This window comes from Planctomycetia bacterium (genome assembly GCA_034440135.1).
Lineage (GTDB): Bacteria > Planctomycetota > Planctomycetia > Pirellulales > JALHLM01 > JALHLM01.
On the sequence record JAWXBP010000183.1, the window covers coordinates 1 to 15,515 of the forward strand.

At 60.2% G+C, this 15,515-nt stretch carries 13 protein-coding genes; all 13 read left to right on the forward strand.

Annotated features, from left to right (window positions below):
- The coding region (locus SGJ19_10705; GenBank protein MDZ4780713.1) for a hypothetical protein at positions 1-3,023 on the forward strand (3,023 nt) is incomplete at its 5' end.
- A 230-nt stretch (positions 3,024-3,253) separates the two neighbouring features.
- A complete protein-coding gene (locus tag SGJ19_10710) occupies positions 3,254-4,021 on the forward strand; it encodes a hypothetical protein (GenBank protein MDZ4780714.1) in 768 nt (255 codons plus the stop codon).
- Between the two features lie 71 nt (positions 4,022-4,092).
- Entirely contained in the window at positions 4,093-4,983 is an 891-nt protein-coding gene (locus tag SGJ19_10715; GenBank protein ID MDZ4780715.1) for a hypothetical protein, read from the forward strand.
- 134 nt (positions 4,984-5,117) lie between these two features.
- Positions 5,118-6,446, forward strand: coding sequence for a cytochrome c (locus tag SGJ19_10720; protein ID MDZ4780716.1), 1,329 nt, complete (start codon positions 5,118-5,120; stop codon positions 6,444-6,446).
- A gap of 79 nt (positions 6,447-6,525) precedes the next feature.
- Positions 6,526-7,302, forward strand: coding sequence for a cytochrome c oxidase subunit II (gene coxB / locus SGJ19_10725; protein MDZ4780717.1), 777 nt, complete (start codon positions 6,526-6,528; stop codon positions 7,300-7,302).
- A complete protein-coding gene (locus SGJ19_10730) occupies positions 7,299-9,104 on the forward strand; it encodes a cbb3-type cytochrome c oxidase subunit I (GenBank protein MDZ4780718.1) in 1,806 nt (601 codons plus the stop codon). The genes coxB and SGJ19_10730 overlap by 4 nt, the downstream gene beginning before the upstream one ends.
- Before the next feature lie 64 nt (positions 9,105-9,168).
- Positions 9,169-10,185: a COX15/CtaA family protein gene (locus SGJ19_10735; GenBank protein ID MDZ4780719.1), complete on the forward strand. Its 1,017-nt coding sequence runs from the start codon at positions 9,169-9,171 to the stop codon at positions 10,183-10,185.
- The gene (gene cyoE, locus SGJ19_10740; protein ID MDZ4780720.1) at positions 10,182-11,093 is read left to right on the forward strand and encodes a heme o synthase; all 912 of its coding nucleotides are present in this window, start codon (positions 10,182-10,184) and stop codon (positions 11,091-11,093) included. The genes SGJ19_10735 and cyoE overlap by 4 nt, the downstream gene beginning before the upstream one ends.
- A 132-nt stretch (positions 11,094-11,225) precedes the next feature.
- Positions 11,226-12,233, forward strand: coding sequence for a cytochrome c oxidase subunit 3 (locus SGJ19_10745; GenBank protein MDZ4780721.1), 1,008 nt, complete (start codon positions 11,226-11,228; stop codon positions 12,231-12,233).
- A gap of 127 nt (positions 12,234-12,360) precedes the next feature.
- Positions 12,361-12,813: a cytochrome C oxidase subunit IV family protein gene (locus SGJ19_10750; GenBank protein ID MDZ4780722.1), complete on the forward strand. Its 453-nt coding sequence runs from the start codon at positions 12,361-12,363 to the stop codon at positions 12,811-12,813.
- Between the two features lie 105 nt (positions 12,814-12,918).
- Positions 12,919-13,863: an ATP-binding cassette domain-containing protein gene (locus tag SGJ19_10755; protein MDZ4780723.1), complete on the forward strand. Its 945-nt coding sequence runs from the start codon at positions 12,919-12,921 to the stop codon at positions 13,861-13,863.
- Positions 13,856-14,671: an ABC transporter permease gene (locus tag SGJ19_10760; protein ID MDZ4780724.1), complete on the forward strand. Its 816-nt coding sequence runs from the start codon at positions 13,856-13,858 to the stop codon at positions 14,669-14,671. Before SGJ19_10755 ends, SGJ19_10760 begins: the two co-directional genes overlap by 8 nt.
- Positions 14,668-15,408: an SCO family protein gene (locus tag SGJ19_10765; GenBank protein MDZ4780725.1), complete on the forward strand. Its 741-nt coding sequence runs from the start codon at positions 14,668-14,670 to the stop codon at positions 15,406-15,408. The genes SGJ19_10760 and SGJ19_10765 overlap by 4 nt, the downstream gene beginning before the upstream one ends.
- The last annotated feature ends 107 nt before the right edge of the window (positions 15,409-15,515 follow it).

A 15,515-nucleotide genomic window follows, 5' to 3' on the forward strand; every position in this document is an offset into this window, starting at 1 on the left:
ACAAGCGTGGCGAGATGGGTTGCACGATTTGCCATGACGGCCAAGGCAACGGCACGGCGTTCAAGTGGACGTCGCACACGCCGAACAACCCGCAGCAGGCCAAGGAATGGACCGACAAGCACGGCTGGTTCAACAACCATCATTGGATTTTCCCAATGACTCCGGAACGGTTCACCGAGAGCATGTGCTTGAAGTGCCATCACGAAGTCGTCGAGTTGCAGCCGAGCAAGCGTTTCCCTGATCCGCCCGCGCCGAAGTTGCTGGCCGGCCACGCGATCATTCAGGACTACGGCTGCTTCGGTTGCCACGAAATCAACGGCTATAAAACGCCCGAGCAGCGCAACGGCCCGGACATGCGGGCGGAACCGCCGTACTACGCGGCCGCGCAGCAAGTGCTGGCCGACGAAAGTATTAGCCCGGAGATGCGTCAACTCGCGCAAGACGTCGCGCATCAACCGGAGGTAACGGAGAATCGCAAGCAACTCGCCGAGCTGATTCGTGCGTCGTTTGCACCGCCAGTCGCAGCGGAAGGTGAAGGCGCTGCCGAAGCAGACGCCGCGGCGACGGCAATGAGCAAAGACACGGAAGCCATGGCCGCGATCCTGGGCGCGGACGATGCCACGCCTGGCGAGTTGCGGAAAGTCGGCCCGAGCTTGCGTTACGTTGGGCATAAGCTGGACGAGAATTTCCTCTACTCGTGGATTCGGAATCCTTGGGATTTCCGCCCCACGACGAAGATGCCCCGCATCTTCGGGTTGCATGAGCACCTGGGCGAAGGCGCCGAAGGTCTCGCCGATGCGCAGAAGTTCGAGCCGGTGGAAATCGCCGCCCTCACGCATTACTTGCTCGATAAGACGCAGAAGTTCGAGTACATCGAACCCTGGTCGGGCGTCACCGCGGAACCCGACGTCGAGCGCGGCAAGCAGTTGTTCCAGGTGCGTGGTTGCTTGACTTGCCATGAACATCCGGACTTCCCGAAGCCGTTCGTGGCGAACCAAGGCCCGAACCTGGCCGACCTCGGCTCGAAGCTGACGGGCGAAAAAGGTAAGCAGTGGCTCTATAGCTGGGTCCGCGAGCCAAATCACTATCACGTGCGGACCGTGATGCCGAATCTGTTCTTGGAACCGATCACGGCGGCCGACGGCGCGGTGAGCGATCCCGCGGCCGATATCACCGCGTATTTGTTGTCATCGCAAGGCAAGACCATCGAAGCGGCGCCGGCGCTCGACGACAAGGCGCTCGATGATCTGGTGTTCATCCATTTGCGGAACGCCTTCACCGAATCGCAAGCCAAGGATTTCGTCGCCAACGGTATTCCGGAGTCGCTCCGCGCCGACGTGAAAGGTGACGAAGCGGAACTGGTCGGCGGCGCAAGTCGCGAGAAGAAGTTGCTTTACATCGGCCGCCGCACGATCACCAAGCAAGGTTGCACCGGCTGCCACGATATCCCCGGCTACGAAGACGCCAAGCCGATCGGCACCGGGCTCGCTGACTGGGGCCGCAAGGAAACTTCGAAGCTAGCGTTCGAGCAGGTCGTGCAATTCCTGGAGAATACCCCCCGCGACAAGGGTGGATTCAGCCACGGCGAAGTCTCGCACGAGGGCGAGGAATCGCATCACGGCATCGATCTCGATCGGCTTGATCAGGACACTGCCTACTTCGTCGAGAAACTCGAAGGGCACGAGCGCGAAGGGTTCCTCTGGCAGAAGCTCCGCGCTCCGCGCAGCTACGACTACAAGAAGACGCAGAACAAGACGTACCTCGAACGTCTGCGGATGCCCAAATTCAACTTCACTGATCAGCAGGTCGAGCAGTTGATGACGTTTGTGCTCGGCTTGGTGGCTGAACCGCCAGCGGAGCAGTTCGTCTACAAGCCCGACGCGCGGCAACTGGCCGTGCTCAAGGGGCGCGAAGTGCTGCAAAAGTACAACTGCGGCGGCTGCCACATGCTGGGCATGGAGACCTGGAAGTTCAACTACGACCCGAAGTGGTTTGCCGAGAACAACGACCTCACTGCGGCTTGGGACGACTACGCGTTCCTCGAACCGCACTTCACGCCGGCGCAAATCGCGGCCTCGAAGAAGCCGGCCGGCAAGGTGCATGGTACGGCAACCGTCACCGGCATGCCGCTGTTGACGGACGAAGATCAGGTTCAAGAAACCGAAGACGCCTCTGGCGAGGCGATGATGAACTACTTCTCGCAGTGGGAGAACGTGGCGATCGAAGGCCATGTCTTCGCGGTCGGCGGACCGGACGTGGGCATCCAACCGCAACTCGTGACGGCGAAGTATCCCTCGGACGGCGGCGACTTCACCAAGTATCTGCATCCGATCGCGCTGGAGACGGAACGCGCCGGCCCGAACCCGGCCGCGAAGGCCTCCGACGCTTGGGGTTGGTTGCCGCCGCCACTGGTGCGCGAAGGCAAGAAGGTGCAGAGCGATTGGTTGTATGAGTTCTTGTTGGATCCTTACGTCATTCGCCCGGCCACCGTGCTGCGGATGCCGAACTTCCATATGTCATCGAACGACGCGCGCTTCCTGGCCGAGTATTTTGCGGCCATCGACGACGCGGCGTATCCGACGGAATTCAGCCCGCGGCTGCAAACGTCGCATTTGGACGCCGCCGAGCAGGCACGCCCGGAGCGGTTGCAAGATGCCATGAAGATCGTGATGGATGGGCAGAACTTCTGCGTGAAGTGCCACTTACTGGGGAATTACATTCCGCCCGGCGACCCCAAGGCGCTCGCGCCGAATTTAGAACGCGTGTATCAACGGATGCGGCCCGACTTCACCGTCCGCTGGATCGCTAACCCAAAACGGTTGTTGCCGTACACGGGCATGCCGGTGAACTTCCCGCACAATCAATTATCGGCGCAGAACTTGTTCCCCGGCACGAGCCAACAGCAGTTGGACGGCGTGGTGGACTTGTTACTGAACTATGACACGTTCATGAAGTCGAAGAATTCGTACAAGGACCAGATCGTCGCGCCACCGGTGGCGCCGACCGATTCGGGCAGTGAATAAAGATGCCGCCATAGTCGCATTGACAAACATCACGTAGAATTTGGGAGTATCAACCAGCCGGGCGGCAAGCAGGCGACTCGCAATCCGCCGCCCTGAGAATTCGCTCCGGATTCTCTCGTTGCAGTCTCGAATCGCTACGTTCGCGCCCAGGGAAACTTTGAGGGCGCGGCCAATTCAAATCAATGTTCGCTGGCAAGATGCGGCGGACCTTGGAGGGAGAAAGATTGAAGATGAAACGAACTTCGTGGCAATCGTTGGCATTGCTGGGCCTGATGGCGGCCGCTGCGCAAGGGGCAGAATACGGCAACCTGACGGGGCAGATTCTGTTCGATGGCGAAGCGCCGAAGCCCGCGGTGTTGGTCGTGACAAAGGACGAGGCCTACTGCGGCCCGAAGATGTTGGTGAACGAGGAATTGCTCGTCGATCCCGAGACGAAGGGGATCTCCAACGTGGTGCTGTTCATTCGCAGCAAGGTCGACGAAAAAGACGTCCATCCGGAAGTCGTTGCGGCTGCTGTGGCCGCTGCGAAACTCCGGTTCGATAACAAGAACTGCCGTTTCGAACCGCACGTCACTTCGATCTGGTTTGCGAAGCAGGCCTTGGAGTTGCATAACTCCGACGACGTCGGGCACAACAGCAACATGGCCCCGCTCGGCGACAAGGCCGTCAATCCCTTGCTGCCGAAGGACGCCACGCTCGATTACACGTTCAAGAAGAAACAAAACCTGCCGGTGCCCGTGAGCTGCAACATCCATCCGTGGATGAAGGGTTACGTCGTCGTGCGCGACAATCCCTACACGGTCGTCACACCGGTCGACGGCAAGATCGAATTGAAGAACATCCCAGCCGGCAAACACGAGTTCGGCATCTGGCACGAGAAGTGTGGCTGGGTCGACACCAAGGCCTGGCCGAAGGGCAAGTTCGACCTGGAAATCAAGGCAGGCGAAAACGACCTCGGCGTCGTGAAGCTCGACGCGAAGTTGTTCAGCAAGAAGTAGACCACCCGGCATTCACGGCCCGAGGCGCGGCGCGCCTCGGGCATTTGATATCTTTCTCAGACGTTGATGGTATGAGCTTTTCGAAAACAACTCTCGGCGTCTTGTTGACGCTGCTGGTCTGCGTCGCTGGCTGCGAGCGCCGCGTGACGCTTAACCCCGCGGTGAACTTCGACGATCCCGAAGTGGCGAAGATCGTCACGGCGATTCGCGAAGGGGGCGAAGGTTCCGGGAGCGAAGAAGCCGGCGAAACTGCGGCCACCGGCACGGGCTGGGGCGGGCTGAAAGGACGCTTTCTTATCGACGGCGCTGCGCCGGCGATCGGTCGCATTAGCACCGGCGGCAAAGACGCCGACATGTGCGGCGACAGCGTGCCGGATCTGTCCTTCGTGGTGGATCCGTCCAGCAAGGGAATCAGCAACGTCGTGGTATTCGCGCGGAAAGTCAGTCGCGTCAAAGATCCTGCAACTCCCACGACGGAAGCGCTGTTCGATCAAAAGGGTTGCGTATTCTTGACGCATGTGTTGACGGCCAGAACCGGTCAGCCCGTCAAGGTGCTCAACAGCGATCCCAAAGCTCACAACACCGCGGGTAGTCCGCCGGGCGATGCGAACTTCAATCCGCAACTGCCGGGCGGGGGCTCGACGACGGTTTCATTCAAGAAATCTCAAAACGCGCCATTTCCGGTGACGTGCAGCATTCACCCCTGGATGAAGGGGTATATGTTCGCACGGGCCGACGGCTATGTCGCAGTCAGTGGGCCGGACGGTGCGTTCGAAATCAAGGATCTGCCCGCAGGCGAAAACATTGAGTTCATGGTCTGGCACGAACGCGTGGGCGGCGGTTCCGGCGGCGGGCTCGTGGCGAAGAGCGGTTGGAACGGCGGGCGATTTAAACTCACCATTCCGGCGGATGGCTTGGAAGACCTGGGCGACATCGCGGTTCCAGAATCAGCGTTTAAGTAGTTCAGTACAAAGCACACTAGCCCGACGCGCAAGCGAGGGAACATCGACGTCGCAGCGAAGCGACGGTGTTACTCGAGGCGACCGTTGGTCAGTGTAATTCATTCGAGGTAGTTGGCATGTCGGGGCGATCCCCAATGAATCAATCACACGAACCTGAGCAAGGTGCGGCGCGCCGGCTGGCGATGCTGTGCTGCCTCTTCGCCGCGTTGGGCTGCACGAAGGCGGACCCGGCGCAGTTCAAACTGAACATGGAGGGACTCGATCCGGCGGAGTTCACCGCTTCCGGTCGCACGGACGAAGCGCTCACGGAACGCGTTGCCGCAACGGAAAAAGAAATCGCCGACCTGCAAGCGTCGGATCCTGAGTCGAGCCGCATCGAATCGCTCGAAGAGCAACTCTCCGGTTTGCAAAACGAGCAGACCAACAACGCGAAGGCGAAAGGGCTCGTTGATATCAAAATCGCGCTCAACGCACTGTTTGGGACGCCGGACGAACCGTTCGTGGTCAAGGAACTACAAACGCAGCCGGACAATCCGGATGTCGGCTTTGACGTGGCGAAGTTGCGCCGCGCCGCCGGACCGGTCAGCAGCCTGGAAGATGGCACGCAGATCGGCCTGTATCGGCAACACTGCGTTCATTGCCACGGCGTCACCGGCGATGGCGTCGGCCCCACGGCGGCCTTCCTGGCGCCGTACCCTCGCGATTTCCGCAAAGGCGTGTTCAAGTTCACGTCGACGAACGAATCGGCCAAGCCCACCAAGGAAGACTTGAAACGGACGCTCAAGCAAGGTATTGCGGGCACTGCGATGCCGAGTTTCGCGCTGTTGCCGGAGGCCGATCTCGACGCGCTCGTGGAGTATGTGAAGTACCTGTCGCTCCGTGGCGAGATGGAGGCGGCGCTCTTCGAGTTGGTCAAGGCCGGCGATGAAGTGCCGATGACGCACGAGGATTTGCTCGGCGAGTTGCAGCCGTACTCGGAAATGTGGGACACTGCGGCTGCGGAAATCATCACGCCCGAGGCTCCGCCGGAATTGGACGAAGCGGGGTTCCTCGCTTCGATCGAAGAAGGCCGGAAGTTGTACCAGGACGCGAAAGCGCAATGCGTGCAATGTCACGGCCCGACCGGTTTGGGAGATGGCGCCGAAAAGCGATTCGACGTTTGGAATGAAGGCAAGACCGACGCGAACCTCGCGTTTTTCACATTGCCCAAGCAGCCGTTGATGCCGCGCAACCTGCGTACCGGCGTCTACCGCGGCGGTCGCCGCCCGGTGGATTTGTACCGGCGGATTCAAGCGGGCATCAAAGGCGCGCAGATGCCAAGCATGGGACAGACGCCGGCCAAGCCCTCGGGCTTGACGCCCACGGAAATCTGGAGCCTGGTGCATTACGTGCAGTCGCTCCCGTACGAAGCGATCAGCGAGACCGGAGCGACGCAACAAAGCGTGCAGCGCGATTTGAATTAGTGCAGCAATTACGTCACGTGCGTCGAAACGCGCGAGACGGCCACACCGCATTCCCGTTATTCACGTCTGGGTAGTCGCCGTGTCGAGACTTTGGAGCCTGTTATTCCTCGCGGTGCCGGTCGTCGGCGTGTGGATCTGCATCTGGTCGGCCAATAACGGCTACTGGTTGCCGGACGATATTTCGTCGCACGGGCATACGATCGACCACTTGTTCAATTTCTGCCTCTGGCTTACCGGGGCGGTGTTTGTGGTCACCGAGTTGGTGATGGTCTGGTTCATGTGGAAGTACGACGCCAAGGCTCACGCCGAGCCGGTCAAGTACATGCATGGCAGCCATAACCTGGAAATCGTCTGGACGATCATCCCCGCGGCCACGTTGTTGTTTATCGCCATTTATCAAATGAACGCCTGGGCGAACGTCAAGATGCGCGTGCCGGAGCACCCGGACGTGGAAGTGGAAGTCGTCGCCCGACAGTTCGAGTGGCGGATTCGCTACCCGGGCAAGGACGGCGTATTCAACACGCGCGACGATTTGCATTCCGTGAACGACCTGCACGTGCCGGTCGGCAAACAGATTCTCGTCCGGCTGAAGAGCCAGGATGTGTTGCACGACTTTTTCCTGCCGCACCTGCGGATCAAGCAGGATGCCGTGCCAGGCATGGTGATTCCGGTCTGGTTCAAAGCCGAGCGAATCAGCAACGTGACCGGCGCCACGAGCGCTAAGTACGACCTGGTGTGCGCCGAGTTGTGCGGCTGGGGACACTACAAAATGAAGGGCCAGTTGACCGTCGAAACGCGCGAGGAATACGAGCGTTTCCTGGCCAATCTGGAGCAGCAACAAGAGGCCACGCAATGAGTTCAATTGCCGCCGGTTCGCACGCGCACGACGCGGCCGATGCGCATGGGCACGGCGATTCCATGTCGTTCCTGCGCAAATACGTCTTCTCACTCGATCACAAGGTGATCGGGATTCAATTCCTGTTTTCGACGTTGCTCTGGTTCGTCGTCGGCGGCCTGCTGGCGCTGGCAGTGCGCTGGCAACTCGCCTGGCCTTGGCAGGAGATGCCGATCGTCGGCCGGATGTTGTTCTCGGGCGAAGGAGGACAGATTTCGCCTGAGTTCTACACGATGTTGTTCACCATGCACGCTTCGGTGATGATCTTCTTTGTGATCATCCCGATCCTCGCGGGCGCGTTCGGCAACTTCTTGATTCCGCTGATGATCGGTGCCGACGACATGGCGTTTCCGACGCTCAATATGCTCAGCTACTGGTTCATGTGGCCGGCCTTTGCCTGCATGATCGCCAGCTTCTTTTACGGAGGCGGGCCGGCGTCCGGCTGGACGGCTTATCCGCCGCTGTCGTCCGTGGCGAGCGCTGCGCCGGGCAGCGAGCAAGCGCAGACGCTGTGGCTCTGGGGACTCGTGTTCGTCGGCATCTCATCGATGATGGGCTCGGTCAACTACATGACCACCATCATTCAGATGCGCGCCCCGGGCATGACGATGTTCCGGTTGCCGATGACGATCTGGGCGATGTTCATCACCGCTTTGTTGCAGGCCTTCGCGTTGCCGGTACTGACCGCCGCGCTGTTCATGCAACTGGGCGACCGCATGATTGGCACCAGCTTCTTCATTCCGGAGGGGTTGGTCGTCAACAACATGTCGGCCGGCTCCGGCGGCGGACAGCCGTTGATGTGGCAGCACTTGTTCTGGTTCTACTCGCATCCGGCCGTGTACATCATGATCCTGCCGGCGATGGGCATGGTCTCAGATATCATCTCGACCTTCGCTCGCAAACCGCTGTTCGGCTACAAGCCGATGATTTATTCGATCGCCGGCATCGCCGGGCTCGGGTTCATCGTTTGGGGCCACCATATGTTCATGTCGGGCATGAACCCCGCGTTGGGGCTGACGTTCATGCTTTCAACGATGATGATCGCCCTACCGAGCGCGATTAAGACCTTCAATTGGCTCGGGACCATTTGGGGCGGGCGAATTGAGTACACCTCAGCGATGTTGTTCGCGCTGTCGTTCGTCTCGATGTTCATCATCGGCGGGTTGTCCGGCATCTTCATGGCCGCGACGCCAGTCGATATCTTCATCCACGATACGTACTTCATCGTCGGGCACATCCACTACGTGCTCTTCGGCGGTACCGCTTTTGGCGTGTTTGGCGCGATCTATTTCTGGTTCCCCAAGATGTTCGGCCGGATGATGAACGAGACGCTGGGCAAGATTCACTTCTTCCTGTCGTTCATTTTCTTCAACGGCACGTTCTTTACGATGCACATCCTGGGGGCGAACGGCTTCCCGCGCCGGCTGGCCGATCCATATCACTATCAGACGTTCGAGCACCTGCAGGGCATGAATCAGTTCATGACGATTTGTGCGCTCGGCATGGGCGCTGCGCAGATTATTTTTGCGTTGAACTTCTTCTACAGCTTGCTCTTCGGGCCGACCTGCGGGCGCAATCCTTGGAACAGCAACACGCTCGAATGGCTCGCCCCGAGCCCTCCCGGACACGGCAACTTCGACGTGCAACCGATCGTCTACCGCGGTCCCTACGAATACGGTTCGCCGGCTTCCGATTCGATCAACTTCCCGCAGTGGCAGCCGCCGAAGGAAGGGATCGATGAAGAGGAGTTGGGGCACCATTAGGGAAATGATGAATTGAGGCGATTGACATTCATTGTTCAGACCGAGATGAGTTGACTTTACGACATTGAGCACTGAATCCAACATTACCATCTGGCTTCGACCGCATTTTTGGGCGGTGTTGTTGTGCTGCGCGACGTTTCCGCTGATTTGGGTCGGCGGGCTGGTCACCACGACTGAAGCCGGTATGGCGGTGCCCGACTGGCCGACGACCTATGGATACAACATGTTTTTGTATCCCTGGCAAACCTGGATGTTCGGCCCGTGGGATTTGTTCATTGAACATGGACACCGGCTGTTGGGCAGCGTCTCGGGACTGTTGTCGATCGCGCTCTGCGTAACGCTTTGGCTGTACGATGATCGCCGTTATGCCCGCTGGCTGGGCGTGGCCACGCTCATCGCGGTAATTGCTCAAGGCGTGCTCGGCGGGCTGCGCGTGCAGCTTGATCAGAATACGTTGGCGATGATTCATGGCTGCACCGGCCCGGCGTTTTTCGCGCTCACGGCGGTGATGGCTACAATCACTTCCCGCTGGTGGCGCGAGGCGGCGACGCAACCGCGCGGCGAAGACCACGCGCGCATCATGCCGCTGGGGGCGACGACGAGCTTGCTCGCGTTTCTGCAATTGACGCTTGGGGCGCAACTGCGGCATGTGCCGGTTGATGCCTCGCCTGGCTCGTTCCGTGCAATGGTGCTGTTGCATCTGATGTTGGCCGTCGTGCTGGCGCTATACGTCGGGATGCTCGTCGTGCGAACGCTTCGCGCTGGACGCGGCGAACGCCTGCTGACGCGGCCGGCGCATCGGTTGGCGATGCTGTTCACGCTGCAACTTGTGCTCGGCACGGGCGCCTGGGTGTTGAACTACCAATGGCCGCAGTGGCTCGGCGAGCATGCTTGGAACGCCGCCCACACCAACGTCCAAGAAGGTCTGCCGCAGGTGATGGTCACGACCGCCCACATGGCGGTCGGTTCGTTGATCCTGGTCAACGCGGTGTTGCTAACGATTCGTTCGGCGCGTTTGTTGCGTCGACCGGCAGGACATTCCACGACCGCTGGCTCGATCGGGCTGGGGGTGGCGGTATGAGCATGACCTCGATTGGCGTGCCGCAAACGGCGACTGGCCCGACTGACGTGTTGCGCGTCGCGCGCGACTATCTGGAACTGGCGAAGCCGAAGATCGCCGTGCTGGAATTGGTGACCGTGGCGACCGCGTTCTACCTCGCCGGGCACGGATCGCCGCAACTGCCCATGCTGTTGCACGCGTTGATTGGCACGGCCTTGGTGGCCACGAGCGCAAGCGCGTTCAATCAATGGCTGGAACGGGGCAGTGATGCGTTGATGCCGCGCACTGCGGATCGACCTTTACCGGCTGGCCGCTTAGGCTCGCGTGACGTGGCCTGGTTCGGTTCGATCACGGCTGTGATCGGCGTCTGCTATTTGGCGCTCGCCGTCAATCAAGTCACCGCTTGTCTCGGCTTGTTAAGCTGGTTCTTGTACGTCGTGGTTTACACGCCGCTCAAGCGCCGCAGCGCCACGAACACCGCCGTCGGAGCGGTGGCCGGCGCGTTGCCGGTGCTGATGGGCTGGACCGCGACCGGCAGGGCCGTCGACGTGAACGCGGCCACGCTGTTCATGATCGTCTTCCTTTGGCAGTTCCCGCATTTCATGGCGATCGCCTGGTTGTATCGCCGCGACTACGCCTTAGGCGGCATGCAAATGTTGACGGTCGTCGATCCGACCGGCCAACGGGCCGGCCGTCAGGCGGTGTTGGCCGCTTCCGTGCTGGTGCCCGTTACGTTGGTGCCGGTGCTGGTCAGCTTCGCCACGCCCATCTACGGCGTGGCGGCGCTCACGATCGGCATCGCTCAATTGGTCTGCGCTGTGCAGTTTTTCCGCAAGCTGGACGAAACCTCCGCGCGCCGACTGCTGCGCGCCAGCCTGTTATACCTCCCGGCAATCCTGGGACTACTGACCCTGGTGCCGCTGATTTAAAGCCCAAAAACTAGTTACCCAAGGAGCAGGAATGGTGCCTGCGGTTTGACGATTGCTGATCGGGTCTCGTTTGCCGACCCATTCATCATTCATCACTCATCATTCATCACTTAGTGCCTGCAAGAGTTGCTCATGTCCACCGCCGAACATTCCCATCACGTCCGCCTGGTGTATCAGCCCGCGTTGCCGTTGTCGAACGGCAAGCTGTTCATGTGGCTGTTTTTGTCGACGGAGATCATGTTTTTCGCCGCCTTGATCGGCGCGTACATCGTGATCCGCTTCGGTGCGCCGACCTGGCCGACGCCGCACGACGTCCACCTGGTGGAAGTCATCGGCTTCTTCAATACGCTCGTGCTCGTGCTTTCCAGCGTGACGGTCGTCTATTGCCTCGAAGCGGCGAAGTCGAACAAAACCGGCGTCGCCAAAGCCTTCATGGGCGCGACGTTGCTGCTGGGCTCGATCTTCCTGGGCATCAAAGTCTACGAGTACTCGTCGAAGTTCTCGCACGGCATCTATCCCAAGCCGCAGCACAGCGGAATCTATGAAAAGGCCGACTTGTACTACGCTTCGGCCGTCCGGGCAAGGCTGCAGGAAATCAGCGGAGCGCTGACCATTAAGCCCGTTTGGACGAACGAGGACGCGCAGGCGCTCGCGGCGCTGGACGCGAAGTCTGAGCTCACCGACGAGGAAACGACGCAGCGCACCGACCTTCGCACCAAGTATTCCTCGGCGATTACCGAGAAAGAGCAGAAGCAACTCGCGTTCGTCAAAGAGCTGGAGCTTAAAACGAACACGACCGACCTCGTGGCCATTAACGCGCTCGCGATGGAGATTGCACCGCTGGCCAGCGCCATGCCGAGCGGCACGCATGGCGAGGCGCATCACGAAGGCTTGAACGATCAAATGCCGTGGCTGCGATTGCCGATCATGATTCCCGGCGGCAATATGTGGGCGAGCAGCTATTTTCTCCTGACAGGCTTTCACGCCGTCCACGTGCTCGTCGGGCTGATTTTCTTTGCGATCATGCTCAGTTGGAATCTGAACGCCGCCAGCGCCGGTGCCATCGAAAATATCGGCCTATACTGGCACTTCGTCGATCTGGTGTGGATTTTCCTGTTCCCGTTGTTGTATTTGTTTTAGGAAGTAGGTGGAGTAGGTGCAGTAGTTAGTAGGTGAAGTAGTTGGCAAATGCGGCCATCCCTCTACTTCTCCTACTTACTACTCCTCCTACTTCACCTACTCCACCTCCTGCCTGGAGTTGCTCCGCATGACTGCACACGACCATTCCCACGCCAGCCACGGTCACGAGGGCGGACACGCGCATAGCAGCCACACCGGGCAGTACTTCGCCGTGTTCGTGGCCTTGTGCGTGTTGTCGGCAATGTCGTTTTTGACCTATACCGATTTCTGGCGCGAGCGGTTCCCTGTGGAAGCCGGCCGCACGTTCATGATGGCGGTCTCCTGCACCAAGGCGATGCTGGTGATCCTGTTCTTCATGCACGTGAAGCACGAAGCCAATTGGAAATACGTGCTGACGATTCCCCCGGCGATCATGGCCGTGTTCCTGATGCTGGCCTTGGTGCCCGACATCGGGTTGCGAGCCAGAAAATATTCGCCCGAGCGTGAAGCACGGATGGCCGATAAAGCGACGACCGAACCGGCCGATGCAACCCAATACGTCGAGCCGGCAGCCGACGAACCGACGCCCGCGGCGCATTGAAGCACTCGCGGCGACTACGAATTCCCCCATCGTCGCCTTTCGCTCCGCGAAAGGAATCGCTGACGCGGAGCGCAAGCCGACGATTTCATCTTCGAGACCACGTCGGTGTCCCGCGCGGCGATTGAAGTCGTCGAAGTGACGCATCGCTACGGCGAGCGAACGGCGCTCGATGCGCTCACACTGAACGTCGCGGAGCGCGAACTGTTCGTGTTTCTCGGCCCCAACGGCGGCGGCAAAACGACGCTCTTCCGTTTGCTCTCCACGCTCATCCCCATGCAGCGCGGGCGGGGCGCAATCCTCGGCCATGATCTCGCGCAGGACGTTGTTCGCTTGCGGGCGTCGATCGGTGTCGTGTTCCAAGCCCCGAGTCTCGACCGCAAGCTGACCGTCGCGGAGAACCTGCGGCACCAAGGTCGACTGTACGGCCTGTCCGGCCCGGGGCTGCGTTACCGGATGGCGGAGGTGTTAGAACGGCTCGGGCTGACCGACCGCGCGCGCGATCTGGTGGAGAAACTCTCCGGAGGTCTGCGCCGGCGCGTCGAACTCGCCAAGGGACTGCTGCATCGTCCGAAGTTGTTGTTGCTCGATGAACCGAGCACCGGTCTCGATCCCGGCGCACGGAGCGACGTCTGGCGTTATTTGCGCGAACTTCGCGATCAGGATGGCGTCACGGTCGCACTGACGACGCACCTTTTAGAGGAAGCGGAGCGCGCCGATCGGATCGCCATTCTCGATCAAGGCAAGCTTGTCGCGCTCGATACGCCGGAGGCGCTCAAGTCCGAACTCGGCGGCGATTCGATCACGATCAACACGCCTGATGCGCGTGGGCTGGCGGCGGAAATCGAACGCCGCTTCGCTTGTCAGCCAAGCATCGTCGACGGCGCCGTGCGCGTCGAGCATCCCGACGGGCATGTGCTGCTCGGCAAGCTTTGCGAGGCGTTTCCGGAGGCGATCACGTCGATCACGCTCGGCAAACCTTCTTTGGAAGATGTGTTCATCGCCCGGACGGGTCATCGCTTTTGGCACGAGCGCGAGGCGGCCCATGGTTAACGCGACTGAGCTTCGGGTACGCCCCTGGGAAGTCGTCGGCACGCTCGCGGCGCGGGAGTTGGTGCGATTCTTTCGCCAGCGCAATCGCGTATTCGGCGCGATCGGGCAGCCGATTCTGTTCTGGCTGCTGTTCGGCGCGGGCTTGAGCGGTTCCTTTCGCCTCGGCGGGCAAGCGGCTGGCCCCAGCTACCTGGAATACTTTTTTCCCGGCAACCTGGCGTTAATCCTGCTGTTCACGGCGATTTTCGCCACGGTGTCGATCATCGAAGATCGTCGCGAAGGGTTCCTGCAATCGGTGCTGGTCTCACCCGCCCCGCGCTGGGCGATGGTACTCGGCAAGATCACGGGCGGCACGGCGATCGCGCTCCTGCAGGGGCTCGTATTTCTCGCGCTGGGATTGACGATCGGCATCAAGTTCGACGTGGCGATGTTGGCCGCTTTGACCGTGTTCATGGGGATCGTGGCGTTTGGCTTGACGGCGCTCGGGTTCGTGCTGGTCTGGCGGATGGATTCCACGCAGGGCTTTCACGCCGTGATGAGCGTGCTGCTGATGCCGATGTGGCTCTTGTCGGGCGCGTTTTTTCCGGCGGATTCCCCTTGGTTGGCCTGGATCATGCGTCTCAATCCGCTCACCTATGGCGTGGCCGGGATGAGGCGTATCCTGTATTGGAACGCGGAGGGCGCGACATTGCCCGACGCACTGCCGAGCCTGCCCATGTGCTGGGCCGTCACGCTTGGCTTCGCCGCGGCAATGACGTTGGCCGCGTGGTGGATTTCGCGATATCGCACGCAGGGAGACATGCAATGAATCACGCGGCCGTCCGCATTTGGGCGTTTCTGCTGCTCGCCATCGTCGGCGTCTACGGCGCTTGGAGCGTGTACCGCTACGCCGATTCGGGCGCGGCGAAGTCAAACGTCTACATCGGCGAAGCGACGGTGGATCCCGATGCGCCGAAAACTCCCCAAGCGCCGTCATCCGACAAAGACCTGCGGTTTATCGAACGGAGCGGCAACGAGTTCAAGCTTTCCGACATGGATGGCAAGCTCTGGATCGCCAGTTTCTTCTTCACCTCTTGCCCGGGCGAGTGCAAGATCCTCAACAACGAATTGGCCAAGCTCCAGCACGAATACGGCGACCGCGACGTGACGTTCGTCAGCTTCACGTGCGATCCGACCAATGACACGCTGGAAGAGCTGCGCAAGTACGCCGACTACTACGCCGCCGATCCGCAGAAGTGGCTCTTCGTCCGCGGCGATATCGACTACACGTCTTTCATCGGCATCACGCGATTCAAGGTTTCCGTGGTGCAGAAATCGCACACCGATCGGATGATCCTGATCGGCCCGGACGGCAAGATCGAAGACTATTTCTCCGCCAAACAACCATCCGACATGCTGAAGGTGCGCAAGGCGCTGGACAAACTGCTGCCGGCGGAAATGTCCGAGCCGAATGTGTCGAATACTTCGGATTCACCACGGAGTCACGGAGACACGGAGAGGGGAGGATTCTACCGCGAAACACGCGAAATGACGCGAAAGAAATGAGGTGTGGGTTAGGCTCTGTTGACGATTAAATCCGTTTCAGGCGGATGAATCCGAGGGCCAGTTGGATGATTGCCAGAAATGTTTGTTTCAGTTTTTCGTAGCGAGTG